Consider the following 26,574-nt stretch of genomic DNA (forward strand, 5'->3'; position numbering starts at 1 on the left):
CTCTGGAGCCCTCCCCTCATGCAGAACGAATCCACTTCGCCGCAGACCGGGGAGACGCAGGCCGCACAGGCGCAGGCGGAAGAGTCTCTGGTGGGGCAGGAGTACGAGGTCGAGGTCGGCCCGGTCGCACACGGCGGCCACTGCATCGCCCGGACCGCCGAGGGCCAGGTCCTGTTCGTCCGCCACACGCTCCCGGGCGAGACGGTCGTCGCCAGGGTCACCGACGGCACGGTCGGCGCCCGCTTCCTGCGCGCCGACGCGGTGCGGATCATCGAGGCGTCCAAGGACCGGGTGAAGGCCCCCTGCCCGTTCGCCGGCCCCGGCAAGTGCGGCGGCTGCGACTGGCAGCACGCCAAGCCCGGCGCCCAGCGGCGGCTCAAGGGCGAGGTGATCGCCGAGCAGCTCCAGCACCTGGCGGGCCTCACCCCGGAGGAGGCCGGCTGGGACGGCACCGTTATGCCGGCCGAGGGCGACAAGCTCCCGCCGGGCGAGGTCCCGGCTTGGCGCACCCGCGTCCAGTACGCGATCGACGAGGACGGCCGGGTCGGCCTGCGCAAGCACCGCTCGCACGAGATCGAGATCATCGACCAGTGCCTGATCGCCGCCCCCGGCGTCACCGAACTGGGCATCGAGAAGCAGGACTGGCCCCAGATGGCCACGGTGGAGGCCATCGCCGCCACCGGCTCCAACGACCGCCAGGTCATCCTCACCCCCCGCACCGGCGGCCGGCTGCCCCTGGTCGAGCTCGACAAGCCCGTCTCGGTCCTGCGCGTCGACGAGCACGACGGCGGCGTCCACCGCGTCCACGGCCGGGGCTTCGTCCGCGAACGCGCCGACGAGCGCACCTACCGCGTCGGTTCCGGCGGCTTCTGGCAGGTCCACCCGCAGGCCGCGTACACCCTGGTCAAGGCCGTCATGCAGGGCCTGATGCCGCGCAAGGGCGAAATGGCCCTCGACCTGTACTGCGGCGTCGGCCTCTTCGCCGGCTCCCTCGCGGAACGCCTCGGCGACAAGGGCGCGGTCCTCGGCATCGAGTCCGGCAAGCGCGCGGTGGAGGACGCCCGCCACAACCTCAAGGACCTGGAGCGGGTCCGCATCGAGCACGGCAAGGTCGACCAGATCCTGCCCCGCACCGGCATCACCGAGGCCGACCTGATCGTCCTCGACCCGCCCCGCGCGGGCGCCGGCAAGCAGACGGTCAAGCGCCTCGCCGCCCTCGGCGCCCGCCGCATCGCGTACGTGGCCTGCGACCCGGCGGCCCTGGCACGGGACCTGGCGTACTTCGCGGAGGGCGGCTACAAGGTGCGGACGCTGCGGGCGTTCGACCTGTTCCCGATGACCCATCATGTCGAGTGCGTCGCGATCCTTGAGCCTGCCGCAAAGGGTGTCTGACCTGCGGTTTCGCCGAGTGTGCATTATGTGCGCTGTGGGCGTTACGGGCGATATCTTGACGCATATTCGACGCACGTGACGCACGTTTGACGCACGTTCTGATGGGTAGTCAGGTGGCTGTTCGTGCAGTTGACTTGCCGTCAGGATTTCGCGGGGGAGGCTTCGGCGCTGCCATCTCCGGGACAGTGGGGGTGGGACGCGCTGTCGCTCCGGCGGCCGAGGCCCGGCGTGAACATCCGCGTGGACCAGCGCTCTCGCAGCTTCCCTCCCCTGCCTCGCGTTCCAGGCCAGCGCAGGTGCGTGCGTGGGATTCGCCGGCCTTCCAGTGGCGGAGGCCGCGGCAGTCGGCGTGGTGGAATTCCGCTTCAATAACTAGCGGCTGACATATCACCACTTTGCCGATCTGGCAAACATGCAGGTCAAATAGGGTCCGACTCTTGGGGGTCGGGCCCTTTGTTCTTTCCCGTGCTGGGATGGTGCTGGGATAGCTGACCCCTCGTCACCTGTCATCACCCCTGATCATCCCTGCCGTGCTGGGATCGTGCTGGGATGGGATGGGAATGCCCGTGCTGGGTTTCGGGCAGTGCGCTGCCCAGTGTGGCGGGTGAGTCAGGAGAGGGTTCATCCACACGCTTTCTTCACGGCTTCACGGCTTCACGGCTTCGCGGCCTCGTGCGGAAATAGATCTGCACCCGCCCGACGTTATGGACCTCCTAGCCGAGGGGGCGTTGCGAAGGTGTCGGGACTGAAACTTTTTCACACGACGAAAAGCGGCGTGACTGAGGTCACGCCGCGTCTTGCTGACGTCGAGGCGGATGTGCAGGACCTCGTCGAGGCGCACATGGAGGCGATGCTGGGCGTCACGTTCCTTGCGAGCGAGTACGTGATCGACTGCGTCGACGGCGGGCGTATCGATTCGCTCGGGCTCGACGAGAACGGTGCGCCCGTGATCGTGGAGTACAAGCGTGGCACGGACGCCGGTGTCATCAACCAGGGCCTCTTCTATATGGCCTGGCTGATGAGCCACAAGGACGCTTTCCGGAGTTTGGTGCGCGACCGGCTCGGAGTGGCGGCCGCGTCCCAGATCCTGTGGAGCGCACCGCGGCTTATCTGCGTGGCCGGCGACTTCACCCGCTACGACGCGCACGCCGTACGCGAGCACCGGCGCTCGATCGACCTGGTCCGCTACCGGTACTTCGGCAGTGACCACTTCGGCCTTGAGACCGTGGCCTCGGTCACGGGGCGCTCGACTGAGGCCAAGCGGGTACGCCGCAGGGCGCCCGGCACGCCGCCGGTTCGGCAGCAGGGCGCTGCGATGGCCGATCTGGCGGAGGCGGTCGACGAGGTCCTCGTCGGCCTCGGCAGTGGCGTCACTCGGGTGCAGCGCAAGCAGTACCGCGCCTATCAGCGGCTGCGGAATTTCGCCTGCCTCATCCCGCCCCAGCAGACCAAGGTGCTGGTCTACCTGAAGGCTGATCCGACGGCTGTGGATCTGGCCTCCGGGTTTACCCGGGACGTGACCGGGCTCGGCCACCATGGCACGGGCGACCTGGAGGTCCAGCTGCGCACCGAGCGGGACCTGGAGCGCGCCCAGGACCTGTTCCGGCTGAGCTACGCCTCGGCTTAACGGGCCAGGACCGGGTATTGCGTGCCGTGTGGCGGTGACGTCATGGATCGTCGCTGTGCTGCCTTTCGTCGGGCGGTCAGGAGTGGCGGTGGAGCTACAAGTATTCGGTGGATCCCCGGTTTCGGTAACCGGGGATCCACCGCTATATTGCGCCTCGACCTACCGAGGCGTATTCGCCCAGGCGGCGTGAGCGGCTCGAACGCTCGTCCAATAGTGGGTGAACTGTTCGTCATTCAGCCTTCGGATCGCGTAGCCGGCGCATTTGCTGCACCAGCCCGAACCGGTCCAGTCGCCGCCTTTGCCTCCTCGCTCGACGCGCCCGGCCCGGTACCGCGCTGCACGCTGCCCGAAGGCGCGAAGGGTCGCCTCACCGTCGTCCACATGGGGTGAGGCGCGCCCTCTCCAGGCCCGGTGTTTCCACTCTCCCTGCGGGAGCGGAACCACCGGGCCTTCGGTGATCTCGGCGTGAAGCCGCTGATCGCCCGCCGCAGCAGTGAGTACGGCTTGGATCTGGGCGCCCAAGGACGTTCGGGAGACCTCAGGCCGGGTCGGTCCCATAGATTCCGTTTTCAAGAGCGACGCACTACGACGGGCATATCGGGGCATAAGGATCTAGTGCGAGATAAACGCAAAGTGGCGTGTATCACACTTAATTGCTGTGTGATGCTCCGGATTGGGTCGGTCCAGCCCGATATCGATCACTGAAATTCAGCTTCGATCGAAAATGGCCTTGGCGGGGTCAACTTCTCTCCTCGCGACCCGTTTTCACGGGATTCCCGCCCCGCGTGCTGACGGCAGGAGGGGTAGCTTTCCGTGGTGTCGCCCTTCCGAGGCCACCACGACGGAGGGAGCCCCGATTGCCCTCAGGACTCCCGCCTGGTGTGCCCATCCAGATCTCCATAGGAGAGAGAACATGCGCCACCTTCTCCGCCGACTGCACGGTGCTGTGCAGACGACTTCGACCGAGACTACCCTTCCGTCATTTCTGCTACCGCAAACCACACTGTTCAGCATTTTCGCCATCCGATTCACGTGGGGCTCAGTGCTTCTGAGCGTGCTGGTCGCCATGGCGCCGGTGAAGGCGAACCCCGTTCCGTCGGGCGTTTTGTGGGTGCTGGCCGCGGCATGCGCCGCTGACCAGTCCGTACTGGTGTACCGGCGGTACCGCCGCCGTTAGCCCACGAGCCGGGACCCTGCCTGCGGGCAGGGTCCCGGCTCGCGCCTTGTCGTGACGGGGGCGCTCCGCGCCCCGTTGCTCCCTGACGAAGTGGAGAAGAGTGTGGTTCAGCCAAAGACCCATTCCCGGGGTAGTCAGTACGACTATGCCCTGTGCCGTTACGCGCTTTGCCGCCGGCGCTTTCGCCGCCCGCGCGGCCCCGGCCGCCCCCGGTCCTATTGCTGCCCGGCCTGCCGGCGACTGGCACAGCACTTGCGGGACGGCCGCGGTGCATCTGCCGCTTCGCGGCACAACCCGGTGGGGAACGGCAAGGCCGCTGCTGAGCATCTGCAGCTGCTGACCAGTCAACTGCTCGACGGCGAACACCGTGATGCGCAGTTGGAGGACCTCGTGAAGGCTGCTGCCGCTGTGGCCGAGGGTGTCGAGCGTTACGTCGGAGCCGCTGTCCAGGATGCCCGGGAGCAGAATCACAGCTGGGACTTCGTCGGGCGGGGAGTTCGATTGCGCCCGGACATGGCTCGCCGGAAGTGGCCGGACCGCGTGAGCCAGGACGCCCCTCCCGCACTCGGCGATCAGACGATCGAGAGCGCCGGGCTCAACCGTGCCGAGAAGAAGACGGCCGCGTCCCGCACGGCAAAGGAGCAGCTGGGATCCGCTCTACGGGTCCTTCTCGGAGCCAGCGGACGCACCGCCGGTGCCGTAGCAGAGCAAGCCGGAGTGCCGGTCGGAAGCCTTTCCCAGCTTCTGACCGGGAAGCAGGTTCCGGAGTGGCCGACCGTCTTCACCCTCACGACCATCCTCGACGGCTGCCCCGAGGATCTAAGGGCACTGTGGGAATGGGCCAAAGGCCGGGCTTCGACGACAGCGCCCGCAGGAGCCACCGCGCTGGCCCGCTTCCGCAGTGCGATGCGCGGACAGCATCTCGCTGCGGGTCGACCCACTTTGGGGGAGCTCCGTCTGCCCAGCGGTCTCGGTCTCGACAGGCAGCGGATCCTGGAGTCTGCTCTCACAGGCGACTCGATGGCCGGCTGGGAGGACACCGAGCTGCTTGTCCGTCACCTCGGAGGTCAGCCGGAGCAGTTCCGCCACCTGTGGGAAGACGTGCAGTACAGCATCTTCACTCTGTCCGTGAAGGCGGCATCAGATGGGCGGTGAGCCGCGCTTGGCGCCTCCGAGAATCCTCTGCGGCACGCGAACACCCCACCGCCGCCCACTCATTCCCGCGAGGTTGGTTCAGAGTGCCATACCGATGGGTGGCATCGAAGTGCTGGAAGTGCTGATCCCCGCCGATCTCGCGGCGTTCTGCTCCCGCCGGTGCCCGCTCTACGCCCGGTACAGCTCCCTTCGTACGAGCAACTGGGCGGCAGGCACTGAGATTGCCGCAGCCGCGCTCGGCGACCTGGCCCTGCTGTGGCAGGAAGCTCTGGAAAGCCCGTCGCCTGCAGCGTTGTCCTGGCACCTGCTGTCGCGGAGGGTCGCTCGCTCCGTCCGAGGTCAGGCTGCAGACCGGCTCCACAAGTCGTTGTCCGCACGGCAGGCCGACGTAGTGCTTCTGCGCTACCGCCTCGGGCTGACGGCACGAGACGCAGCCGACATCATGGGGATCGCAACTGCCGACGTCCTGGTGGCCTCCCGTGCGGCGCTGAGATCTCTTCCCTAGCGCCGCACCGCTCTCTGCCCCCTCGCAGTGCCCGTGGGACACACGTACAGCGGCCTCGCCGTAGCCGCCGGTGCGGGGTTGGCGAGTTTTGCTCCACCTTTCGGGGAACCGACCGGCATTCGTGTGGCTGAGCTGGGTGATAACTCCTACGATGGGCGCCACCAGGGCGACAGCCTGCGCTTTCCGACCACACGGACGGGGATATCGCGCGGGCATATGACAGCGGGGGCTCACCATGGAGGACGTCACCAAGGCTAGTGTCGCGCGCATGTACGACTACTTGCTGGGCGGCACAGACAATTACGAATCGGACTGGGCCGCCTGCGAGGAACTGCTGCGTGTCGCTCCCAGCACGCAGCAGATCGCATTAATCAACCGTCAATTCCTCGTACGGGCCGTCAAATATATTGCGGGCACCGGAGAAGTGGACCAGTACATCGACCACGGATCCGGTCTGCCGACCCAGAACAATGTCCATCAGGTCGCCCAGCGCGCTGACAGTGGCGCGCGTGTCGTGTACGTGGACAACGATCCAATAGTTTTAGCGCACGGGCGCATGATGTTGGAGGAGAATCCAAACACCACAGTCATCGAAGCCGACATGCTCCAGACGAAGCAGATCTTCGATCGTGCGGAAAAACTGAAACTCTACAAACCAGGTCGCCCCACAGCAGCTTTGTTCGTCTCAGTCCTTCACTGCATTCGCGACGACGACGATGCGCGGCAGATGGTCCGCAGAGTGGTCCGTGAACTCCCCTCCGGCAGCTATATCGTGCTCTGCCACCTGGCCAGTGATGATGCTCAACTCCGTGACGATGTGACCGCGCTTATGCGGCGTGTCACTGGGGATAAGTGGGGGCGAGTCAGGTCCTTCGAGGAAGTGGACCGCTTCTTCGAGGGCCTTGACGTCGTTGGTGAGCTCTGCGACGTGTCGCGATGGCGGCCGGACAGCGACCTGGCACCACGGCAAGAGCAGACAGAGTGGGTCGAGTACGGAGGAGTGGCCCGGATCCCGTAGGGGTCAGCCCTCCATGCTCCTGATTCGGCGGTCCAAAATCGCCAAGGTCTCAGTCCGGCTCGCCGCCAGCTTCCAAAGTGACGTCAGGGCGAGCTTGTAGCGGTGCAGGTCCTGCGGGTTCGTCACATAGGTTCCGCCATCAGGCACTTCGAGATACATCATGTCCATCTCTCGCCCTGGGGGAAATGCTAGATGCGTCATGGACGCAGCTGGGGCGAGAGCCTCGGCGCCCCGGTCGAAGGGAATTATGCGGAGGTGTACGTGCTCCCTGTTCTCTTCCCAGCTGTACAGCTGGCGGAGCTGTTCACGCATGACCGCAGTTCCGCCCACGTTTCTGACCAAGACGTTCTCATCCATCACCGCGTAATACTGTGGTGGCGAGGAGCCCTGGAGAAGCCTCTGCCGAATGAGGCGTACGTCGGACCGCCGCTCGACATTCCGCTGGATCTGGGCTGCGTCCATCCCCGGTTCGCAGTGAGCCTGCATGAGAGCCCTCGCATACGGGCCTGTCTGCAGAAGTCCGGGGATGTACTGCAGTTGGTATGTGCGGATTGACCTGGCGGACGCCTCGACACTGATCAGCCGTTCCATCCAGCCGGGCACCACATCGTGGAACGCACCCCACCAGGCGTCGGTGCGTGACTTCTCGACGAGGCCCACCATGATGTCAAGCTCTTCGGTATCGCTGATGCCGTAATGCCGGGCCAGGACAAGCACGGTCTCTTCACGCAGGGGAGTAGCTGCGTTCTCGATGCGGCTCAGTGTCGCGACGGAGCCGATGGCGCCGGCCGCAACCACATCCGCAAGGCGAAGCCCCTGGCCTTCGCGAAGCCGGCGCAGGCGGGCACCGAGTACCCGACCTGCGCCCGCTTGAATGCTGGACGGCTTACCGTCGTCCGGCACCACAAAAAGAGGCTGCCCGCTCAACATCCCACCCCTTGATCGCTGTATCGCTCATAGCGTCTCAGAGTGAGGATGCCACACAACTAGGCACCGCTTGCCCCGCAGAGGGAATCAGACAGCCATGCCATCGAACTCTCCCTGACGCACCCCGGCCAACATGGCCGCGATTTCCGAACGCGTGAACACCAGCGCCGGCCCCTCCGGGAAGCGTGAATTGCTCATCGCGACCTCGCCGTTCGGCAGCTCCGCAAACCGCACGCAGTCCCCTCCGGCGGGGTTGCTGGCGGAGCTTTTCACCCACTGGACGCCGCTGATTGAAGACGCCGTAGCACCGTTCTGAAAATGGATCATCTCAGCCCTCTCCTTCAGTGACCTGCACGTATCAGGCCACCCTGTCCCGAACCTGCCCGAGCCCCATCGGCTTGCCCGTGGAAATATCAAGGCTGATGAAATTTCACGGCACGATGGAACGAGTGATGATCGTAGGCCCATAAGGAGGGGCGACACCGTCCCCCGAAAGGGCTCTCTTTCGGTGTGCTAATACGAGGAAGCGTTCGAATTAACGTAAAAGCGGATTTGGTCCTTCCGCAGGGAATTAATGGCCTGAACTCCACCCATAGCGACGGGGTGGCTCAGGTTGGCGAAAGAGTGGCTATCCGCCACTACTGCCCTTACGCGGGCCGCCCTGGCCGCCATCGCACGCGGGCTCGTCGGACGAACCGGCTCGATGACTATCGTCGAACTCGCCGACGGCGCCTGTCGGAGGCCGTTCACCATCAGATCCCGGTGACTCGCTACGCCCTGGACTCGGTAGCCCTCTGACTGATCAGCGTCGCGGCCGGTCCAGGGGACGCCACCGCTGGGTGGGGGCAGCAACTCACCTGTAGCGGGCGATTGTTGTGCTGTATCGCGGGTGCACGGCAGCGCATTGCCCACCCGGTCGCCTGCACCCGGACCGACAATGGCCGAAGGAGCAGCAGCAATGCGCCAATATGCGGCGCCAGAAGACGGGCGAACGCAACCTCCGTCCCCCGGCGGCGCCATCCTCAAGATCGATGCTGTGGCACGCACATGATCACCTGGCTGCTCGGGGGCCTCGGACTGCCGACGAGCGGCCCCTTACGGCGGATCAAGTGAGCGGAAGCGGGGCGAGGCCCCCGAGCGGAGTCCCGGCTCGGCGGCTTCGCCTCCCTAGGATGCTCGCTTCCTAGGGAATGCGGGTGCGACTCGGTGGATCCGGGAATGCGGACGGGTGTCGCGACGGGGTGCTGGTGCTGTCAGCGCGTCTTGGCCGGGATGCCAGCGGTCGGGTACGGGATGGGCGATGCGCTGTGCAGACCGCTCTGCCGCTGGGCGCCTGCCGGCGCAACGGCGTATTGGTCGCCCAACTCGAAGGCGACGTCCCGCAGTACGGAGGCGGCGGCGTGGGGTGAGAGGCGCAGGGCCCATCGGGGGTTGGCAGGGTCGCTGCCCGCCCAGATCGTCCACGCGGGCAGAGCGCTGTGGTGCGCGTGGGCAGCGAAGGCGTCGAATGCCACACCGACGGGGTGATTTCCGGGGGCCTGCCAGCGAATCCATCGGCCGTCGAGGGTCTGCTCCCAGCCGGCGTCGGCGATCGGGCGGGTGGCTGCTTCGATGGTTACCTGGGAGATCTGGTTGCCTGCCGCGATTTCTGCAGCGTCCCCGGAGGCGAGGCTGTCGAGGAGGACTCGCATCATCTCGACGGGGACATTGGTAGTCGCGGTGGCGTGCCACAGGCGCTCGCCGACCGGGCTCTCGTACGCCGCGATCTTCCACTGGACGTCGCCGGCTTCGGCCTCGTGAACGAACTCGGCACGCAGGACGAGGGATTCGTGGACGGCATGCGTGGTGTCGTCCGGCCAGGTGCGCCACTTCTCCCACTCTCCGTGCGACGCGAGGAAGTCGTTCAGGAGTGCTTCGTGGTCGTCAGCCTCGGTTGTGGGGGATTCGGTGGTGGCGAGAGACGGCTCGGCGCCAGCCTGGGCGTCCGGGGACGGTGGGGTGCGTGCTTGTTCGGCCTCGCGTTCGGTGTCCGTGGCTGGGGCGGGGCCGGGGCGTACGGCGTCGCCGTAGAGCCGTTCGAACTCGGCGATGGCTTCAACGGGGTTGTCGTACCGGGACGATTCGGTGCGCAGGTGGTTTTCCCCGTGGAGGTGGATGCTCGGGCCGTCGAGGTAGGTGCCGACGGCGACGGTGGTCCAGCCGTCGTGGGCGTGGGCGTGGACGATCAGGCGCCCGTGCCGGATGTCGTCGTAGATCTTCTGGGCGTCGCCGGAAACCTCGCGGATCTCCTCGCGCGAGCACCAGGGCATGGGGTAGTTGGCCCAGGTCCATTCGGTGTCGATCTCCTCGCGCAGCTCGGCGGTGATGTCCACGGGGATGTTCTCGGCGCGCAGGGCGCGCGCGGCTCGCTCGGCGTAGTGCGGTTCCTCGCGGTCGATGCGTGCCATGACCATCGTCTGATCGTCCAGCGGCTCGAAGCCGTGGACGGCGAGAAGGGCGTGGATCGTGCGGGTGGGGGTGCCCGTGATCGTGGCGGCGACGGCGCTTGAGCGGACCTGGTACAGGTCGAGGCGGATGTGAGGGGTGGCTTCGGGGTGCGGCAATCTGGTCTCGTTTCGCGGCTCCGCCCTGCGCGGGTCGGTCGGAGCGGGGTTATCGGAGTGCTCGTGTTGTGGTGGCTCGGGGCGGCGGACCAGCGCGGGCGACGGCCGGGCTGCGCGGTGCACGAGGCGCTGTCGGTGGTGTGGGGGCGGTGCTGCGCTGCCAGCGGGTGCGCAGGGCGGTGAGGTCGGCCAGCGCACGGCGGCTACCGTTGATCAGCTGGTGCGGGGTGTTGGCCGGATCCTCGGCGTAGGCGGCGACCCGTGTGGCGACGTCGCACGCGCGTGTCAGCAGGGCGCGTTGAAGGATGCGTTCACCCCAGTACTCGGCTGACCCGACGGGGGCGGTGACCAGAGCCATCAGGTCACCGGCGGCGAGGTCGCCGGCGAGGAGTCCGCGGTGCTGGGCTTCCCAGAGCACGGTGACCGGATCCACGGGCTCCGCGCGGTGGACCAGCGAGGTCAGGCACTGCCACAGGGCTGCGTGCAGGGAGCGCGTGAAATCGTCGGGCTGGAGCCAGCGCATGCCCTTCAGAGCTGCCGGATGCGCCGTGGCGGTGGAGAGGAGGATTCGTTCCTCGTCGAGGGCTTCCTCGCTGCTGCGCGCCGTGGGCTGTTTCGGCAGGACGGTGCGTGGTAGGGAGCCGGGGTGCGGGGTGAACTGTCCGGCGAGCGTGTCCAGGAACTGTGCGAGGGCGTCGGCCTGGCCCAGAGTGGCGACGGCCCGGTTGGGCAGGGCGGCGTCGGCCGCGGTCTGGGCGAGGCGCTGGGCGCGTATGAGCAGCGTGCGCCGGGCGTGATCGGATTGGATCATCCGGGCGTACGTCGGTGCGTGCTGGGGCCACTGGCAGACCTGGACGAGGGTGTGGAGGTAGGAGATGGTCAGCCCGGGGGCCTGGGGTCGGGCCGCGTCGAGGACGGCGTTGAGCCAGGCGGGATCGGAGCGGTGGGCCTCCGGGTCGGGCAGCGGCACCGTGCGCATGGCCTGAAAGAGAGCGCCGTGGGTGTGGTTGCTGAACTGGTCCGCTTCCAGGACACGGATGTCGGGAAGCCGGTGGGGCTCCAGGAGGAGCGCACCGAGCAGGGACTGCTCGGCGTAGTGGACGGGCTGCGGAGAGGGCAGGTCGTCCTCGTACGGGTCGGTGGAATGGGGCATCTAGGCGGCCAGGGTGAAGTCGTCGGGGCGGAGGGTCTTGCCGAGGTGCGGGGCCAGCAGATGGGCGGCGAGCCGGGGCGGCACCGCGTTGCCGATCTGAGAGAACTGCTGCCCCTTGTTCCCGGCCCAGGGGTAGGTGGCGGGGAAGGTCTGCAGGCGGCCGGCTTCCTGGGCGGTGATCCGGATGGACTCCGGCGCCGGCTGCTTCTCGCCCGTGGTGCTGGGAGCGGGTTCGGCGATCCAGACGCATTCATTGGCGCGATGGCCGAAGAACAGGGTGCCGGCCGGCTCGTCGGACCGGCGTACGGTCGCGTTGGACTGGTTGTTGCTGCGCAGCGACCATGACCAGCGGTGTGCTTCGCCGGTGAACGTGGGGGCCGGCTCGTCGGCAGGCCGGTTCCCGCGGGCTCCGTGCCGAGCCGTCCGCTCCGCGCCTTCCTGGCGGGACTGCAGGATGCGGGTGCTCTGGGGCTTCCAGGTTCCGCGGTCGCGGGCGTCGCTGAGGGTCTTGCGGGATCCGGACGGGAAGGGCTCCGGGCCGCCTCCCGGGCCTCCGCCGGCGCACACGGTCGGCACCGGGCGGTCGGTGGCGCCCCAGCCGAGGGCTTCGGCCATGGACACCCACCGGGCGCGGCCCGGCCCGAACAGCGACTCCGGCTCGGCGGCCTTGGCGTGTGTGGGCGGCGGGGGCTCGGCGGTGCGGGTGCGGGAGGCGAGCAGGATCGCGCGTCGCCTCGTCTGCGGCACCCCGTAGTCCGCCGCGTTCAGGATCCCCGTCCACACCGAGAAGCCCCAGCTGCGCAGGATCGCGGCGTACTGACGCCACAAGGGCAGGACGTCGGGGACTTCCTCCATCGCGATCCACTCGGGCTGGCCGTGCTGGTGCAGGGCGTGCAGGTAGCGCATGGGCTCGGCGGCGAGCAGAGAGCGCTTGTCCTGGCAGGCCGTGAGGAGCTGTTCACGGGTGTCGCGGCCGACGGCGAGGTCGGCGACGGCCTGGTGGACCAGCGGCTGGTCGAGGAGCCCGAGACGTTTGCCGGCCATCGACCATGCCTGGCAGGGCGGGCTGGCGATGAGCCCGGTGGTCCTTCCGAGGAAGGGCCCCACCGGGTACATCGCGACGTCGGTGCGGATGGTCAACTGCTGGGCCGCCGAGCGGGTCTTACAGGCCCACTCGTCCCATTCCATGCCGACGTCGCGCACCCCGAGGATCGTCAGGGCGTGGCTCCAGCCGCCGGGCCCGGCGAACAGGTCGAGCACGATCACGTGGCCAGCCCGAAGTCGTCGCAGGCCAACGCGTCCGCGTCGCCGCGGCAGGCCCAGGGCGAGCAGCCGTCCGGGACGCCCTCCTCCAGCACGGCGACGTCTTCGGCGCTGCCCAGCTCCTGCTGGAGAGCGGCCCACTCGGCGGCGGTGACGTGATCGATAGGAGCGTCGGCCAGGGGCACGCGGGAGCGGTGCAGGAATGCCTCGCCCAGCAGCCGGTTGCCGCTGGCGTTCGCGCGGGCGTTTCCCTGGCGGATGGCGGCGTCGAAGGCCACCACGTCCGCCCACTCGGCAGGCGACGTGTCGCGGATGTGACGCCATTGCGCGTTGCCGTGGAACGGGCATCCCAGACAGCTGCTCTTGGGGGTGTTCGCCAGGTTGAGCGAAGTCAGGTACCGGATGCAGTCGGTGCGCGACCAGCCCAGGTCGATGAGCGGGTGCCGGTTGCGCATGTACTTCACGTCCGCGTCCTTGGCGCGGTGGAACTCGTCGGTCGAGATGCCGACCCACTGCTCGACGAACACCTCCGGCGGGATCCGTGCGGGGTAGGGGTAGCCGAGGAGGGTCCTGGCCTGCTTCTTTATTGGTTTGATCTTATATTCGCCGGTGCACTGCCGTCGGGTCATCCCGGCCTTGCCGTCCTGGTTGAGGATGTGGAGCGGCATGGAGGCGAACCGGTGGTGCGGGTCGAGGGCGTCATCGCGGATGTTGCCGGTGGACACGCGCAGGACCGGGATGCCGGCCGGGGCGGCTATCTCACGCTCCAAGCGGGCGAGGTGCTCATAGACGGCGCGGGGTTCCCATCCGGTGTCGGCGAAGATCGCGTAATCGACCTTGGGAAGGACACCTTCGGCGGACAGGGCGAGCAGGGCGCTGGACTGGACGCCGGCGCCTAGCGAAAGGACTCTCAGGGTGGGTGTGTTCATGGAATTCCAGGGGTGAGGGTGGTGACCCGTGCGGTGAAGGCGCAGCCGGGGCCGGTCAAGGCGGGGCGTGAGTTCGCCGATCAGACGGGCTGTCGATTGCGGAGGACCTGCGTCCCTCCGGGGTGGACCGATGCCGGATTCGGGTCAGCGGGTGCGCGGCGTGGCTGCGAGTGCCTGTGCCTCGGTGGCCCGGTCGGTCAGGACCCGGGCGCAGTCGATGGGGGTGTGGCGCAGAGACTGCCGCAGGGCGCGTGCGTCGGCCGCGATGTGGGCCAGACCCTCGTGCGGGCTGGAGGACTCAGACATCGGGTGCCGTGCCGATCCGGGTGCGTAGCGCCTGGGCGAAGGAGGCCGTCACGGCGGCGGCCGGGGCTGGGTCTGACAGCAGAGCCCGGACGATGGGCGTGCCGATGACGACGGCGTCGACCATGGGTGCCACGTGGGCCGCGAGGCCGGGGCTGGAGATGCCTACCCCGGAGACCACGGGCAGCGGGCTTGCGGCGCGCAGCCGCTGGGCGAATGCGTTGAGGGCCGACAGGTCGAGGGGGCCGCGGTAGCCGGTGTGGCCGGTGCTGGCGGGTGCGTACAGCCAGCCGGACGCACCCTCGATCGCGGCGCGGAGGCCGGCGTCTGCGGTGGCGCGCGGGACGAGGTGCGGCGCGGACAGTCCTGCGGCGTGGGCGGCGTGGTGCCAGCGGAGCGTCTCGTCGTGAGGAAGGTCGACAACCATCATTCCCGCAGCGCCCGCGTCGGCGAACAGGCGAGCCAGGTGTTCGGGGCCGTGGCGGCGGACGGGTTCCCAGTAGGTCATCACCACCGTCGGACGCAGCGACGCGGCGTGCGCGACGGCACCGACGGCGCGGTCGATGACGTCCCCCTTGACCAGGGCACGGTGATAGGCGGACCGGATGAGGCTACCGTCGAGGGCCGGGTTGGCGCAGGGCAGACCGATCTCGAACAGGTCAGTCCCGGCCTGGGCGAGGTGATCGAGCTGACGGCGTTGGATGTCCGGCTGATGTACGCCGGCGGGTACGAACACCCCAAGGGCGCAACGGGGTTGGATGAGGAGCGTGTGGAGGTGGGTGGCGGCGGTTGCCAGGGCGTGTCCTTCTCAGTGGAGGGGGCGTCGCAGGTCAGCGGCGATGGCCGGCCGACGGGACGGGCGTAGTTGCGGCGGGATGCGGGACTGGCTGGGGCGGCGCCGCGCGTGCAGGCGGTTCGGCGGTGTCGAGGCCGTCGGCGAGGTCGCGCGTACGGTCCGTGGCGTCGCGCAGCCATTCCCATGTGGGGCCGGGGAGTTGACGCCAGTAGGCGTGGTTGCGTGCCCATTCGAGGATCTCGGCGGCGTTGCGGAGCTGCTCGGCGAGCTGCTGTAGGACCGCGCCCTGCTGTTCGGCGCCGGGGATCTGGTCGGCGAGCACACGGGCGAAGTCGTGCACGGAGGGAGTGTCGGAAGGCGTAGGAAGTCCAGAGGTGAATGTTCAGCGCCCGGCTGAGCGTCGAGCAGGTTGCGGACCGAGCGGTGGGGTGGCCGGCCTTTGTGCCATCGGGCGTGAAGCGTGCCGAGGGGGCGGGGTGTCCACGTGGTGACGGCGCACGGTGATCTCGCCGGAAGGTGCCTCGGCTGAAACGATCAGGTCGCCCGGCTGTAGCTGGTGGACCTGTACGGTCAGCAGCGATGTGGCGGTGGCAGAGGCTTCGGGGGTCCAGCCAAGGGAGTGCAGGGCGGATTCGAGGGTGAGTTCGTGGCCGTGCATCCGGCCACGGATGACCTCTTCGGGGATGCCGGACAGGCGACCCCAGTCGGGCAGACTCATCCGCTTGCCCCACGCACTGTAGGGCTGTCCGGTACCGAGGGTGGACCGGTTCTCGGGTTCCTCGGTGATGGCAATCTGCGGATTCCAGCCCGCCTTGATGCGCTTCCGGATGGTGCTGGTCGAGGCGTTGGCCCGCGGGTCCACTCCCCACTGGTAGACGGGCTTGGTCTCGCCGAAGGCGGTCACGGGCTGACGGAAGTGGTCACCGTCGGGCCCCTTGTTGAGGGCTTCTTCGAGGGATAGGCCCTGGGCGCGGATGCGACCGTAGAGCGTGTGGTACTTGATTCCAGACTGCTCGGCCCAGCCGCGAAGGGTCAACGTCCGCTCGCCGTGCCTGAACTGGAGGGTGGGCTGCTCGTGTTTGGACCGGGTGAGGGCCTCCTCGGGGACCCAGCCCAGGGCGAGCCGTGTCCGAAGTGCTTCCTTCTTCACCTGGCAGCGCGGATCCTCGGCCCACGAGCTGAGCGCCTTGGATTCGCCGAATGCGGTGATGGGACCGCGGGCCTTCTCCCAGTCGTAGCGGCCCATCCGTGTGTCCGGGGTCCGCGCGGCAGCGGCTGCGCCGCCCGCTGCCTTCTCGGGATTCGGTGGCCGGGTCATCGGATACGGGCCGGTTTCGGAGCGCCGCTCGGCCGCAGGGCCGCGGGGCGCGTGGTGGTCAGGGCGGCCGGGTGGGGATAGGCGAAAGAGGCGGAGAGGTCGCGGCGCCCGGCCGGGCTCAGGTGCACGCGCTCGTCCACGAGCCACAGCTGGCAGTCCTCGCGCATGATCAGGTCGCGGCTTTCCAGCGCGCGGATGGTGCTGATGCTGAAGTTGTCGAGCTCGCGGCGGTTCCACGGCCGGCCGTTGCTGATGGCGACTTCCCCACGGGCGACCGCAAGCAGTGTGCTGCTCTGGGTCCGCGACAGGGCGGGCGGCTGATGCGCGGGCAGGTAGCCGTAGTGGCGGCGTTCGGCGACGTACTGTTCGGCGGTCACCACGGCGTCGGAGGCGCCGAGAGCGGTGAGCTGCGAAACGAGGGTGAAGCGCCGTCCGATCTCCTGGCGGGCGTCCTGCTCACTCGGGACGGCCAGGAAGCCGTCGCCCAGCTCCATGGGCAGTCCCGCCTGTGCATGGATGAGGACGTCCTCGGCGTCGATCAGATGGGCGGCCGCGTCATAGGCCAGGTGGGCGAGCTGGCGAATCCGGGCGTAGACGGCGCTGATGACGGGGCTGTGGTACATCGACTCCTTGTTGAGCGTGGTGACGATGTCGAGCGCAGAGTTAGCCAGGTCTTGGGCACGCGCCGCCTGCGCGTTCAGAATGTCGGCGGGCCGGTTCCCGTTCACCGCGTGTCGCAGATGGAGGTCGTGGAAGCGGGTGAAGTCGGCAGCCAGGGCTAGGAGGTGCTCGGCCGGCTCAACGGAGAGGGTCTTCTCGGAGAGGGGTGGCTCCGTAACAGGAGATGGTTAGCGACGGCGGGGGCGGCCGAGCTGGGCGAGGGCGTGAGCGACCTGTGGGTTGATCGCAGCCCCGCGGACCGGGGTGATCAGGCCGCTGTTCTCGTACCGGGTGCTGAGGGGGATGTCGGCGAAGGCGCGCTCCACCGCGATCGGCGTGGCGAGATGGGCGAAGAAGTTGCCGACGAGGTGCTCTGGTGTACGCCGCATGAAGGTGGCCAGCGGATCCTTCTCGAAGTAGACGTGCTCGACTTTCCAGGCATCGTCCGCGTCCGGCGTGTGCTCGATTCGGCAGTACAGGTCGGGCGAGACGAAGGAGCTGCCCTCGGCAGACCAGCCGTTGAGGGCGGCGACCTGGTCCAAGGGCTCGCGTGTGAGCGGGATCTGCTCGGCATGGCGGTCATCGCCGAGGAGCTGGGGCAGGGCCTGGGTGAACGCGGCCACTGCCTCCAGCGGTGCCTGTCGGCTGAACACCGCTTCCCAGTAGGGTTCGTGGTGGACGACCTTGCACCAGCGTCCGAGTGGGTGCAGCGGGACGAAGTCGACCGACACGCTGCCGTCGGGGCTGTTGATGCCGACGTCGCCGTTGCCGGCGTCGTGTTCGACATTCCAGCCGAAGAGGTGGATAAGGGGGCCGATCACGTCGGCGATCCGGTCCCCGGCGCCGGCCATGTACCGCGGGGAGACCATGACCCGCTCGTCCGGCGGGTACGGGCTCATCGGCGAACACCCTGCGCCGCTGCGGCCTTCGGGGCGGTGGACGCCGCCGTTGACAGGGCGGCGCGAGGCCGAGGCTCGGCCAGTGCGCGTTGCCCCTCGCCGGTCACGGTGATCTTCTGGCCCTGGAACAGTGAGGTGCCGGTGTCGGAGCAGACCAGGCCGCGCTTGGCCAGAGCGCGGTAGGTGGCGATGGAGACGCGGGTGCCGTCCTGGGTGGCGACCCGGGTGACGCCCAGCCCCCGCGTCGAACTCTCATACAGTTGTCCGCCGGCGGCCAGCGCGGTGAGGGCGTCGTACTGGGCGGGGCTGAGCGCGGCCCCTGTCGTCTGCTGTACGGCCGGCGGCCTGTGATCTTGAGCGGAGACGTGGTTCTCGGCGATGCCGTGGGCGAGGTAGCGGCAGCCTGTCGCGCACAGGTCGAGCTGATGGACGGCATCGTTTAGGTGCTCGCTCATCTTCGGAAGGGCCTCGGCGTGCCGGGCGGTGCGTACCGCTTCGTTGTCGGCCGGGTGCCCAGCGAACTCCGCCCCTTCGTAAGGGTTGGCGAGGAGCTCGTGGGCCAGGTCCGTGCCGGCGAGCGACGACGAGGACACGACCGAGGCCAGCAGGTCCAGACTGGCGCGGCTGCCGGCGGCGTCGGTGTAGGCGCTGTTGTAGAGCGAGGTCAGGCGCACCAGGGCAGTGGCGGTGAGGTCTTGGGCCTGGAGGAGGAGGGGGCCGATGTGGCGTACTGCTTCCGTGCGAGGCGCGTAGGAAACATCGCGCACGCGTGCCTTGAGGTCTTCGAAGTCACGCGCCAACTTGCGGAGTTGGCGGACTTGTTTGTGAAGGTCGACCGGGGGTGTAGGGATGGGGGCTCCTGGGTTGGTTCAGCGGCTTCGGGCGGTGGCCGGTGCGGGGGACGGAAGGGGGCGGGGCGTCGTTCCGGGAGCGGTCATCGGCCGTGCCGGGGGCAGGCCGATGACCGAGGCGAGGGCGGTGATGCCTGCTGACGTAAGGCGAACGCGATCCAGAGGCGGACCGCCGACGTAGGCGGCGTGCGCCGAGTTCGCGGTTCGCTCGACCAGGCCCTTCGCCTCCAGGGCGCGCAGGGTGCTCATCAGTACCCGCGGCTCGCGGGAACGCGTGAACTCGCGGCCCAGAGAGCTGCTGGCCACGACGTGACCGCGGGCGATCTCGCTCAAGGCGTCGCACTGAACGGAACTCAGTTGTTGGTCGGCGTCCGGGGCTGATGCCCAGCGGCGCCGACGCGTCTCGGTGGCCAGGGTCACCGCGCAGTTGACGGCGGCTTCCGGGGCCAGGGCGGTCAGCTCGCGGGCCGCCCCGGTGCCGAGGTCCGTCGAGGCGGTGGCGAGGAAGGCGAGCTGCTGCAGCCGCATGACCGTCTCGGTCAGCTCCACGCTCTCGTAGCGCCGTTCGCCCTGGATCGCCTTGGCCGCGGACTGGGTGTCGGCTGCCAGGCGCAGCGCCGAGTCGGCGTGGGTATCCCGCCCGGACGGGGCGGCGGTGCGCAGGAGGAGATCGAGCGCGTCGTTGTGCTGGGTGTACTGGTCGGCCAGGCGAAGCAGCCGCTCGACGGGTGTGGGCGGCGGCGGGACGTCGAACAACAGGGCTTCGGCGGGCGGCTCGGTCATGAGAGCCGCCGTACGGGCGGGCAGGGGGCGATGAGTCTCTTCTCCAGTCGAGTGGGACGGGATCGCAGGCGCGGTGACGGTTAAGCGGCCTGGCCGAAGTCGGCCTGCTTCGGCGCAGCCTTGGCGACGGCGCGTTCGGTGATGCCCTTGGAGGTGCGGGCGGAGGCGGCGGAGAGTTTGTCGGCGCCGGGCTCGAGATACCAGGGGCGCAGATCGAGCATGGCCGCGCGCATGCCGGTGGCGAACGCGAGCGCGGTGCCCTTGGGCAGGGCGCGGATGGCGTCGGCTGCCAGGATCCGTTCCTGCCTCATCGAGACGGAGGTGGACTTCCCGGACTCCGAGGTCGAGGTGGATTTCGTCTCGACATCGTGGTCGCCGATCAGGCGGGAGAGCTTGTCCGCGAAGTCCGGGTCATCGATGCCGGAGCCGATGACCTTGATCGTGGAGGCGGACCACATGGCGTCCATGCCCGCGTCGCCCCAGACTTTCTGGCCCTGGCGGTAGGACTGCAGGATCGTGATCGGGATGATGCCGCGCGAGCCGAGATGGGAGTACAAGTCGGGCAAATCGCTGATCTTGCACACGTTTGCGGCCTCGTCGAGGATCGCAAGCATCGGGGGGTCGAGGCGTCCACCAGCACGTTCGGCCTGGGCGGTCGCGGCCCGCATCACGCTGTCCGCACACGCGGCGATCAGCGCACTGGCGCCGCCTCCACCGTCCTTCGAGAGCAGGTAGAGCGTGTCCGTCGAAGTGACGAACGTGCTCGGTTTGAACTCCGGCACGCCCTTCTGTGGGGTCACCCAGGCGGCGATCTGGCTGTTGAGCAGGGCGGCGGCGTACTGCCTGGCCGTCTCAAAAATTCCATCCCTCGTTTCCGGCGGCCCCTCTACTGTTCCCTTGAGCTGCGCGGCGACTGCGGCGAAGCCGTGGTCACGCAGCACGTCCAGCGGGGTCCGGTCGGCGGGAAAGGCCAGCCAGGCCATCACGTCGGTGATCGGCCGGTCGTCGAGTGCGGCGGCCAGAAGCAGCTGCGACAGGATGTTGCTGCCGGCCTTGGACCAGAAGTCGCCCTGCTGGCTGGCGTCGACGCTCGCGGCGAGAAAGTGGCCGGCAAGGCGCCCGGCGCCGTCGAGGGTCTTGGCGTCGGCCAACGGGTTCCACCACATGGCCCGCTCGGCGTGGGCGATCTGCTGTGGGTCCATGGACCAGGTCTGGCCGACGGCGGCCCGAGCATCGAGGGTCGCGGTGTACGCATCGCCGGCGGCCTTGTTGGAGGTGAGTAGGACGGGACCGGGCGCTGCCAGAATGGACGGGATCGCCAGCGATGTGGTCTTCCCGGATCGGGGCGCCATGATCGCGACGGCCACGTCCTCGTAGCCCATCCGCACCTCGTACTTGGTGCCCTGGAGGTTGCCGAGCAGGATGCCGGAGTCGGCCGCGCTGATGTGCTTGGCGTCCTTCAAGCTCGGGCGCAGAGAACGGGCCTTGGCGGTGATGGCCTTGGACATCAGCGGTTCGATGTCCTTGTGCTTGGCCATACCCACGACACGCTTCTTACGTCCGCTTCCGCCGCCCTTGTATCGCTTGTAGAGCATGGCGGCGGTGACGGCGAGGCACAGCAGAAGGGCGCCGGGAACGATGCGCGTGCCGATCAGCAGGGACGCTTCGCCGAGGTGGGGCCACAGCTGATCGGGTTGGAGCAGGGCCTGGACGGGCTGGTAAGGGGCGCCAGGGCCAGCGTCGGTGACCCGGGCGGCGATGGTGCCGCCCAGCCAGGCAAGGTTGGACAGGGGGACCGCGATGGCAAGGGCGACGCCCAGGACGCGGAAGGCTATGTCGTAGCCGTCGGTGGATGAGGGGTTGGGCTGGGGCAAGGGGCTTGTTCCAGGGAAGGGGCAGTGGGGTACGCGGCGAGGTCAGCGGACGCGGCGCGGTGCCTTGGCCGACGGAGGTGCGGGCACCGGTTGGGTGACTGGGGCAGCGCGCCGCTGGGCGAGCATGGTCGTGCGGTCTTCCAGCGCGAGGTCGACGTCCTCGGCGCTCACGGGCCGAATGCTGGTGGCGCCGTGTGTGGTGGCCTGGTGGGGCACGCGGTTCGGGGCGCGCATCAACGGTGTCGTGTCGGCGAGGGCGTGCAGGAGCGCTGAGACCAGGTGGGTCGGGGTGCTGCTGTCCAGGTAGCCGCGCCAGAAAGCGGGCAGATGATGGACGGACGCCTCGACGATCCAGCTGGCCGTGTGGTCCTTGTCGCGGATGCGGTCGACGCGAGCCAGCCCATCCGGGGAGGACATGCCTTCGGTCGAGGTGAACCCGTCGTGGTGACGCGGTGCATACCAACCGGCAGTGCGCAGCGGTGTGTACAGGTCGTCGTTCGGAACCGACGGCGGTGCACTGGGGTCGGTGAGGGTGTCGGTGATCGCAGCGATGATCTCGACTGGAGCCTGTGCGTCGAACACGATGGACCATGGGCGCTGCTGGCCGTCTCCGGTGTGGCGAAGGCTCCACCACGGCTCGCCCGGGGTCGGGGTCGGTTCGAGCCGCAGCTGGGCACGCCAGTCGGGGCTGGTCAGGATGACCCGCGGCATCAGCAGGTCATTGCCGCGGCTCCAGCCGCAGGCACGGTTCAGCGGCACGGTGACCCATGCGGGATCACCGCCACCGGCCAGATAGCGCGGCGCGATGAACGCCTGCTCGACGGTGTCGGTCACGGCACTCATCGCCGTACGGCAGCAGCGGCGGCGGGAGCCGGAGGCGCGGCGACCGCAGTGGGTGCGCCGGCCCTCGACTGTCGTTCGGCCAGCGCGTTGACGGCGAACAGGGCCTGGCCGTGGATCGCCCACTGGTCCAGGTAGGACCAGGCTTCTGCGTAGCTCTCGGCGAGCGGTTCCTCGTACGCCCTCGTGCCGGGCCGCGCGTTATCAGGCAGCGCGGCGCGTTCAGTACGCCAGTCGGCATGGACGGCATACAGGTGCTGGGTCGCCTCGTGCAGCTCCCCTACCTGCCAGGCGTAGCGCCGGGTCCGGTCGGAGGGAGCCAGTAGAGCGAGCTGCTGCTCGGCGACGTGCACGAGTTCGTCGGCGTGGTAGTACACGCGGCCGAAGGCGGCCAGGGTGTCGGCGTCGCGTTGCTGCTGGCGCAGGCCGTACGCGTCCTCGTCGTGGGGCTGGAACGTTTCGGGGTCGGAGTGGCGGGTGGAGTACTGGTCCCAGGAGGCGAGGATCTGCCGGCTGTGCCGCAGGTAGATGGCGCACCGGCTCAGGTAGAGCCGGTGCGCCGGGCTCCCGGGTTCGAGTGAGATGGTCAAGAAGGGCCTTCGGGAGAGCGGTTGTGATCGGGACGTGGTGCGGAGCGGCTCGGGCCGCTCCGCACCGTTCAGCGGCCTCGGGCCGCAGGCTTGGTCGCCTGCCCGCCGGGGGCCGAGGTCGGGTGCGTGGTGAGCGCGGAAGCGCGGCGCGCCTTGCGGGTGGCGGACCGTATGGCCTTCAGTCGCGCGTCGTGGGCGGCGGAAAGCTGATCCCCCTGGGCTCCGCGTTCGACCTGCGTGACCAGGTGGGAGTGCGGGACGTCGTAGTGGCCGCGGGAGACGGGGGCTGGGGCGGCGAGGGCGGTGGCGAAACCGGCGAGCAGGTGGCGAGGAGTGCCGTCGTCGAAGTACGCGTGCCACAGCCGGTTGCCGAGCGCGCTGGGCAGGGCGACTTCGGCAGTCCAGGTGAAGTGGTCGCTGGTCAGCGTCGTCCGCCGCTCCATGGTGGTGATGCCGTCCGGGTGGTGCGCGTGCTCGTTGCCTCGTTCGTCGCGCTGGTACGTCCAGCCGGCCGCTTGTAGCGTCGGCCAGACGTCCGGTTCGACCTCGGGTGTGGTCTGCAGGAGCGCATCGGTGAATCCGGCGATGATCTCGGCGGGGGTGTTGCCGCCGAAGGACGCGTGCCATTGCTTTGACGAGATGTGCCACCAGGAGCTGTACGTCTCCGGCGTGGGTTCCAGGACGAGCGTGTGCTGGTAGTCGGGGCTGGCCAGGACGACGTGGGGGAAGTCGGGGTCGCCGAAGTTCTGCCATCCGCCGGCCCGTAGCGCCTGGGTGACATGGCGCGGGTCGCCGGGACCGGCGAGTTGGCGGGGCGTGGTGTCGCACCAGATACGGGACCAGGGATCGTCGGCCTTGCTGGCGATGTAGGGACGCGTCACGTGGTGGTCGGCGGTCCGGCTGTCTCGAACGCGTAGCCGCGCAGGCGCTGCACGTCCCAGTGCAGGACATGCCAGTCCGTTGCCTCTTGGGCGGCTTCCCGGAGTCCGGTGATGATCAGGCGGATCTCGTCGGTGTCGGCGCTGGTTTGCTGGTCGACGAGGCGGGCGGCGCTGCGCAGGACATCGCCGAGCAGGATGGGCACGCCCGTGTCCTCGTCGAGAAGTCCGGCGAGAAGCGGCAGTACGTCGGATACGGGTGGACGGGTACGCAGGTAGTCCTTGGTCTGGGCCAGGGTGGCGGTCGCCTGCGCGACCTGGTCGGCGCTGGGCACAGAGGGGTTGGGCATCAACGTCCTTCGTGGAGGGGCAAGATGAGGGAGTGCGGGCGCCTGGTCAGCGGTTTTTCTTGTGGCGGGGCTGGCCGCGTGGCGGGGATGGGGGCGGCGTTGCCAGCGACGGGTCCGAAGGGCCGGGACGCTGAACGGATTCGAGGTACTGCAATTGCTGGCGACGGTGCTGTTCTGGGGTGACGACGCTCCGATGGGAGTCGAGGTATCCGAAGGTGAGGGTCAGGGTCTGGCCCTCGTCGGGCATCAGCGGGCCCGGCTCGGTGAGCGCAGTGAACCCTCATCCAGCCAGCGGACGGTGTTGACGCGATGCAGGGTGGGGCCCGTTGACGCGGGAGTGGAAGCGTTCGTGGCTCACCGCATCCGCCCGGCCTTTGCGTACGGGCGTGCTCCCGGGCCTTGAGGGCGCGCCTTGTTGGCGGCGAAGGCGTTGCTGGCCCAGGTGCTGGCGCGGGCCGCGGTGATGCGGGCCTGCTGCCAGGCGCTGAGCTGTGAGGGCAGCACCGACACGGAGGTGGTGCGGATCCTCTGGGAGGGCGGGACGTGGCCGAGAGGTCGCATCAGGGGCTGTGGATCGGCGAGCGCGGTGCTGAACGCCTGCACGAGGTGCATCGGCGTGGTCGGAGTGAACACGGCCTCCCACACCCGGCCGTGTTCATTGCGGGCGCCGGCCCACCAGTGCGCTTGGCCGGGGGCGGACTGGTGGAAGCGGACGAACGCGTCTCCGTCCGGGCTGCGTGCGGTGAAGTGCTGTCCCCGCTCGGTCTCCCAGTCCTGTTCCTGCAGAGGTTCCCACACGTTTGGGGCGTGTGCGGATCGCGGGCGAGTGAGCGCGTCGGTGATGCCGGCCACGATCTCGACGGGGACCTGGCGGCCGAGGGTGGCGTGCCATGCCTCCTGCTTCTTAGTCTGCTTCCCGCTGATGGTCCAGCCGCCGGGCTGCGTGAATGGGTCGTATCCGATGCGCACGGACTTGTCGGGGCTGTCGAAGACGACAGGTCCGCCGGTCTTGGACTTGTCCTTCCACCCGGAGGCGCGCAAGAACTCGGTGACGTGGCGCATGTCGCCGCCGCCTGCGAGGTGGCGGGGCTCGACGAGGTAGTACTGCTGGGCCTGCTGACTGGTGGGGCCCCAGCCGGCCCACTGCTGGTTCTTCTTCACCGGCGCCGCCTGATGACCATCGCGGACTCAACCGGCGCAGCGATCGGCCTGCTGGAGGGGGCGGTGGGCTTGGCTACCTGCTTGATCGTGCCGGTGTGCTCGGCGAGGTCTCCGCCCACGCTGTCGAGTTCGTTGGCGGCGCGGCCGAGGGCCAGCCAGACTTCGGGGGGCAGGAGGCCATGCTCGGAGTGGACCTTCGCGAAACGCGATCCGGTTTCGACGAGTTGGGTGACCTCGCCGAGGATGCCGGTGTCGTAGTCGAGGACGCCGGCGAGGATCCGGGCCGCCTCGTGCGGCGGCGCCAGGGCGAGGAGGCGACGGAGCCGGCCGAGTTGCCCGGCGATGGCTTCAGCCAGTTGTACGGAGGGGAGGTTCGAGTCGGTCATGGGCCTCCTGAACAGGACGGTTCGGGGTGTTAGTCGTGGTGGCGGAGGCGGTAGCTGTCGACGAGGAGGATGGCGTCGCGGCGGCGGGCTTCGTCGAGTGCTGCCTGGGAGCGTCCGTCGGCCAGTGGGATGGCGCGTTCGCGGCTACCGACGGTCACGGCGCGCAAGTATCGGCGGAACAGGGCTGTGGCCAGGCGGGGTTTGCGGCTGGTGCTGATGGGTGGTGGTGTGCGGCCGGGTTCGTCGGTGACGGGGGCTCCTGGTGAGGGTGGGTGGCGGCCCGGTGGTACGGGGCCGGCGCGGTCGGGTGGCCGGCGGGTACGGCGCGCGCAAGCAGAGCGCGGTGTGGGTGCTGGCGCGCTCCTGGTGCTGGTCGTCTCACCGGCGGCGGGTGCTTGGCTGACGGTCGGTGATCCGGACTGCGGCCACGGTCGGCGGCGGGGCCGGGACGCTCTGGTTGCGTATCGCCATGACGGCCTCGGTATAGGCGGCGGAGTCCCAGACGTCATCGGTGATGTGGACCATGTATCCGGCCTTGTGTAGCCAGGGCACCGCATGGGTGGCGAGCTGCTTCTTCGCGGCCTCGTCGAGGTGGCCGGGCGCTTCGTGCCAGATGTAGTCGGGCCCGGCGGTGGCCAGGGTCTGGCGTTCGAAGCCGAGGCGGTCGAGCAGGGCCAAGAGCTGTTCGGGCGCGCCGGTTGGGGTGTCGGCGTGGACGGTGCCGGTCAGGGCCTTGAGGTAAATCGTGACGTCGGTGCCTTCGTCGTCGGCACGGCTTCCCACGTGAAGGTGGCTCCTACGAGTCGGGGCTACCGCCGTCGCGCAGACGGAGCGGCCGAGGGGGCTGGAGGCGGGAGGCTCTTTCCGGGAGCGGCGGTTGGCGGGTGTGCCGGGCGGCCTGGTTGCGGATCTGCGTGATCTGCTGGGCGTGGTTGGACAGGCTGCTGGTGGTCTTCATCAGCTGGTCCGCCGGTCCTTCATCCAGCCCGGCTTGGCGTCGGTGCTCGCCCCACGTCACCCACGTGGTGATCAAGGACTGCACCAGATGCGGGAGCAGCCCCTCCTCCGGGGCGGAGATCTCGGTCAGGACCGCGGCGAAGTCCTGCTCGGTCTCGGCGGCACGTGGCACGCGGCGC

The 26,574-nt window shown here is 68.8% G+C and carries 29 protein-coding genes; 5 read left to right on the forward strand and 24 right to left on the reverse strand.

The window, feature by feature from the left end; translation table 11 throughout:
- Positions 1-18: 18 nt before the first annotated feature.
- The 5 genes from EDD93_RS23370 (at position 19) to EDD93_RS23400 (ending at position 6,874) form a co-directional block, all read left to right on the forward strand.
- Entirely contained in the window at positions 19-1,392 is a 1,374-nt protein-coding gene (locus EDD93_RS23370; RefSeq protein WP_123527012.1) for a class I SAM-dependent RNA methyltransferase, read from the forward strand.
- 736 nt (positions 1,393-2,128) lie between these two features.
- Positions 2,129-3,019, forward strand: coding sequence for a DUF5655 domain-containing protein (locus tag EDD93_RS23375; RefSeq protein WP_123527013.1), 891 nt, complete (start codon positions 2,129-2,131; stop codon positions 3,017-3,019).
- Positions 3,020-4,493: 1,474 nt separating this feature from the next.
- Positions 4,494-5,351 carry a helix-turn-helix transcriptional regulator gene (locus tag EDD93_RS23390; RefSeq protein WP_260255821.1) on the forward strand — a complete coding sequence of 286 codons (858 nt, stop codon included), beginning with the start codon at positions 4,494-4,496 and terminating at the stop codon, positions 5,349-5,351.
- A gap of 94 nt (positions 5,352-5,445) precedes the next feature.
- A complete protein-coding gene (locus EDD93_RS23395) occupies positions 5,446-5,856 on the forward strand; it encodes a sigma factor-like helix-turn-helix DNA-binding protein (protein ID WP_185092416.1) in 411 nt (136 codons plus the stop codon).
- A 235-nt stretch (positions 5,857-6,091) separates the two neighbouring features.
- The gene (locus EDD93_RS23400; RefSeq protein ID WP_123527017.1) at positions 6,092-6,874 is read left to right on the forward strand and encodes an SAM-dependent methyltransferase; all 783 of its coding nucleotides are present in this window, start codon (positions 6,092-6,094) and stop codon (positions 6,872-6,874) included.
- A gap of 3 nt (positions 6,875-6,877) precedes the next feature.
- Here the strand turns inward: EDD93_RS23400 and EDD93_RS23405 are convergent, their stop codons facing one another.
- From EDD93_RS23405 to EDD93_RS23515, 24 genes are all read right to left on the reverse strand, one after another.
- On the reverse strand, positions 6,878-7,804 hold the full coding sequence (locus EDD93_RS23405; protein ID WP_123527018.1) for a helix-turn-helix transcriptional regulator: 927 nt from the start codon (positions 7,802-7,804) through the stop codon (positions 6,878-6,880).
- Positions 7,805-7,888: 84 nt separating this feature from the next.
- Entirely contained in the window at positions 7,889-8,128 is a 240-nt protein-coding gene (locus EDD93_RS23410; RefSeq protein WP_123527019.1) for a DUF397 domain-containing protein, read from the reverse strand.
- A 926-nt stretch (positions 8,129-9,054) separates the two neighbouring features.
- Entirely contained in the window at positions 9,055-10,404 is a 1,350-nt protein-coding gene (locus EDD93_RS23415; RefSeq protein WP_123527020.1) for a DUF317 domain-containing protein, read from the reverse strand.
- Between the two features lie 49 nt (positions 10,405-10,453).
- Positions 10,454-11,557 carry a DnaB-like helicase N-terminal domain-containing protein gene (locus tag EDD93_RS23420; RefSeq protein ID WP_123527021.1) on the reverse strand — a complete coding sequence of 368 codons (1,104 nt, stop codon included), beginning with the start codon at positions 11,555-11,557 and terminating at the stop codon, positions 10,454-10,456.
- Positions 11,558-12,823: a DNA cytosine methyltransferase gene (locus EDD93_RS23425; protein ID WP_260255822.1), complete on the reverse strand. Its 1,266-nt coding sequence runs from the start codon at positions 12,821-12,823 to the stop codon at positions 11,558-11,560. It abuts the gene before it with no gap.
- Positions 12,820-13,692, reverse strand: a complete 873-nt coding sequence (locus EDD93_RS23430) for a hypothetical protein (RefSeq protein ID WP_185092515.1) — start codon at positions 13,690-13,692, stop codon at positions 12,820-12,822. The genes EDD93_RS23425 and EDD93_RS23430 overlap by 4 nt, the downstream gene beginning before the upstream one ends.
- A gap of 201 nt (positions 13,693-13,893) precedes the next feature.
- Positions 13,894-14,055, reverse strand: coding sequence for a hypothetical protein (locus tag EDD93_RS39675; RefSeq protein ID WP_185092417.1), 162 nt, complete (start codon positions 14,053-14,055; stop codon positions 13,894-13,896).
- Positions 14,048-14,848 (reverse strand): tryptophan synthase subunit alpha, encoded by an 801-nt coding sequence (gene trpA, locus EDD93_RS23435; protein WP_123527022.1) that lies wholly within the window; start codon positions 14,846-14,848, stop codon positions 14,048-14,050. Before trpA ends, EDD93_RS39675 begins: the two co-directional genes overlap by 8 nt.
- Before the next feature lie 34 nt (positions 14,849-14,882).
- Positions 14,883-15,188, reverse strand: coding sequence for a hypothetical protein (locus tag EDD93_RS23440; protein WP_123527023.1), 306 nt, complete (start codon positions 15,186-15,188; stop codon positions 14,883-14,885).
- Between the two features lie 42 nt (positions 15,189-15,230).
- A complete protein-coding gene (locus EDD93_RS23445) occupies positions 15,231-16,094 on the reverse strand; it encodes a hypothetical protein (RefSeq protein WP_123527024.1) in 864 nt (287 codons plus the stop codon).
- A 68-nt stretch (positions 16,095-16,162) separates the two neighbouring features.
- A complete protein-coding gene (locus EDD93_RS23450) occupies positions 16,163-16,894 on the reverse strand; it encodes a hypothetical protein (RefSeq protein WP_260255823.1) in 732 nt (243 codons plus the stop codon).
- A gap of 120 nt (positions 16,895-17,014) precedes the next feature.
- The gene (locus EDD93_RS23455; RefSeq protein WP_123527025.1) at positions 17,015-17,725 is read right to left on the reverse strand and encodes a DUF317 domain-containing protein; all 711 of its coding nucleotides are present in this window, start codon (positions 17,723-17,725) and stop codon (positions 17,015-17,017) included.
- Positions 17,722-18,492: a hypothetical protein gene (locus tag EDD93_RS23460; protein ID WP_123527938.1), complete on the reverse strand. Its 771-nt coding sequence runs from the start codon at positions 18,490-18,492 to the stop codon at positions 17,722-17,724. The genes EDD93_RS23455 and EDD93_RS23460 overlap by 4 nt, the downstream gene beginning before the upstream one ends.
- Positions 18,493-18,594: 102 nt before the next feature.
- Positions 18,595-19,359: a hypothetical protein gene (locus EDD93_RS23465; protein ID WP_123527026.1), complete on the reverse strand. Its 765-nt coding sequence runs from the start codon at positions 19,357-19,359 to the stop codon at positions 18,595-18,597.
- An 80-nt stretch (positions 19,360-19,439) separates the two neighbouring features.
- Positions 19,440-21,233, reverse strand: coding sequence for a type IV secretory system conjugative DNA transfer family protein (locus EDD93_RS23470; protein ID WP_123527027.1), 1,794 nt, complete (start codon positions 21,231-21,233; stop codon positions 19,440-19,442).
- 42 nt (positions 21,234-21,275) lie between these two features.
- Entirely contained in the window at positions 21,276-22,067 is a 792-nt protein-coding gene (locus EDD93_RS23475) for a DUF317 domain-containing protein (RefSeq protein WP_185092419.1), read from the reverse strand.
- A 5-nt stretch (positions 22,068-22,072) separates the two neighbouring features.
- Complete coding sequence (locus tag EDD93_RS23480; protein WP_260255824.1) at positions 22,073-22,663, reverse strand: hypothetical protein; 591 nt, start codon at positions 22,661-22,663, stop codon at positions 22,073-22,075.
- A gap of 68 nt (positions 22,664-22,731) precedes the next feature.
- The gene (locus EDD93_RS23485) at positions 22,732-23,544 is read right to left on the reverse strand and encodes a DUF317 domain-containing protein (RefSeq protein ID WP_123527029.1); all 813 of its coding nucleotides are present in this window, start codon (positions 23,542-23,544) and stop codon (positions 22,732-22,734) included.
- Positions 23,541-23,891, reverse strand: a complete 351-nt coding sequence (locus tag EDD93_RS23490) for a hypothetical protein (RefSeq protein WP_123527030.1) — start codon at positions 23,889-23,891, stop codon at positions 23,541-23,543. Before EDD93_RS23490 ends, EDD93_RS23485 begins: the two co-directional genes overlap by 4 nt.
- A gap of 354 nt (positions 23,892-24,245) precedes the next feature.
- Positions 24,246-25,052, reverse strand: coding sequence for a DUF317 domain-containing protein (locus EDD93_RS23495; RefSeq protein ID WP_123527031.1), 807 nt, complete (start codon positions 25,050-25,052; stop codon positions 24,246-24,248).
- The gene (locus tag EDD93_RS23500; RefSeq protein ID WP_123527032.1) at positions 25,049-25,438 is read right to left on the reverse strand and encodes a hypothetical protein; all 390 of its coding nucleotides are present in this window, start codon (positions 25,436-25,438) and stop codon (positions 25,049-25,051) included. The genes EDD93_RS23495 and EDD93_RS23500 overlap by 4 nt, the downstream gene beginning before the upstream one ends.
- 29 nt (positions 25,439-25,467) lie before the next feature.
- Positions 25,468-25,596: a hypothetical protein gene (locus EDD93_RS40330; protein ID WP_260255825.1), complete on the reverse strand. Its 129-nt coding sequence runs from the start codon at positions 25,594-25,596 to the stop codon at positions 25,468-25,470.
- 220 nt (positions 25,597-25,816) lie between these two features.
- Positions 25,817-26,221: a hypothetical protein gene (locus EDD93_RS23510; protein ID WP_123527034.1), complete on the reverse strand. Its 405-nt coding sequence runs from the start codon at positions 26,219-26,221 to the stop codon at positions 25,817-25,819.
- 13 nt (positions 26,222-26,234) lie between these two features.
- Complete coding sequence (locus tag EDD93_RS23515) at positions 26,235-26,567, reverse strand: hypothetical protein (protein WP_148083887.1); 333 nt, start codon at positions 26,565-26,567, stop codon at positions 26,235-26,237.
- Positions 26,568-26,574 lie beyond the last annotated feature (7 nt).

Origin of the sequence: Streptomyces sp. 840.1, assembly GCF_003751445.1 — a bacterium.
In the GTDB taxonomy this organism is placed as follows: Bacteria; Actinomycetota; Actinomycetes; order Streptomycetales; family Streptomycetaceae; genus Streptomyces.

Bases quoted from the DNA above. Each gene is read 5' to 3' on its own strand.
- EDD93_RS23370 (WP_123527012.1), top strand. From the start codon at position 19: ATGCAGAACGAATCCACTTCGCCGCAGACCGGGGAGACGCAGGCCGCA.
- EDD93_RS23395 (WP_185092416.1), top strand. From the start codon at position 5,446: ATGGGTGGCATCGAAGTGCTGGAAGTGCTGATCCCCGCCGATCTCGCG.
- EDD93_RS23400 (WP_123527017.1), top strand. From the start codon at position 6,092: ATGGAGGACGTCACCAAGGCTAGTGTCGCGCGCATGTACGACTACTTG.
- EDD93_RS23405 (WP_123527018.1), bottom strand. From the start codon at position 7,804: ATGTTGAGCGGGCAGCCTCTTTTTGTGGTGCCGGACGACGGTAAGCCG.
- EDD93_RS23410 (WP_123527019.1), bottom strand. From the start codon at position 8,128: ATGATCCATTTTCAGAACGGTGCTACGGCGTCTTCAATCAGCGGCGTC.
- EDD93_RS23420 (WP_123527021.1), bottom strand. From the start codon at position 11,557: ATGCCCCATTCCACCGACCCGTACGAGGACGACCTGCCCTCTCCGCAG.
- EDD93_RS39675 (WP_185092417.1), bottom strand. From the start codon at position 14,055: ATGTCTGAGTCCTCCAGCCCGCACGAGGGTCTGGCCCACATCGCGGCC.
- EDD93_RS23445 (WP_123527024.1), bottom strand. From the start codon at position 16,094: ATGGGCCGCTACGACTGGGAGAAGGCCCGCGGTCCCATCACCGCATTC.
- EDD93_RS23455 (WP_123527025.1), bottom strand. From the start codon at position 17,725: ATGAGCCCGTACCCGCCGGACGAGCGGGTCATGGTCTCCCCGCGGTAC.
- EDD93_RS23465 (WP_123527026.1), bottom strand. From the start codon at position 19,359: ATGACCGAGCCGCCCGCCGAAGCCCTGTTGTTCGACGTCCCGCCGCCG.
- EDD93_RS23490 (WP_123527030.1), bottom strand. From the start codon at position 23,891: ATGCCCAACCCCTCTGTGCCCAGCGCCGACCAGGTCGCGCAGGCGACC.
- EDD93_RS23500 (WP_123527032.1), bottom strand. From the start codon at position 25,438: ATGACCGACTCGAACCTCCCCTCCGTACAACTGGCTGAAGCCATCGCC.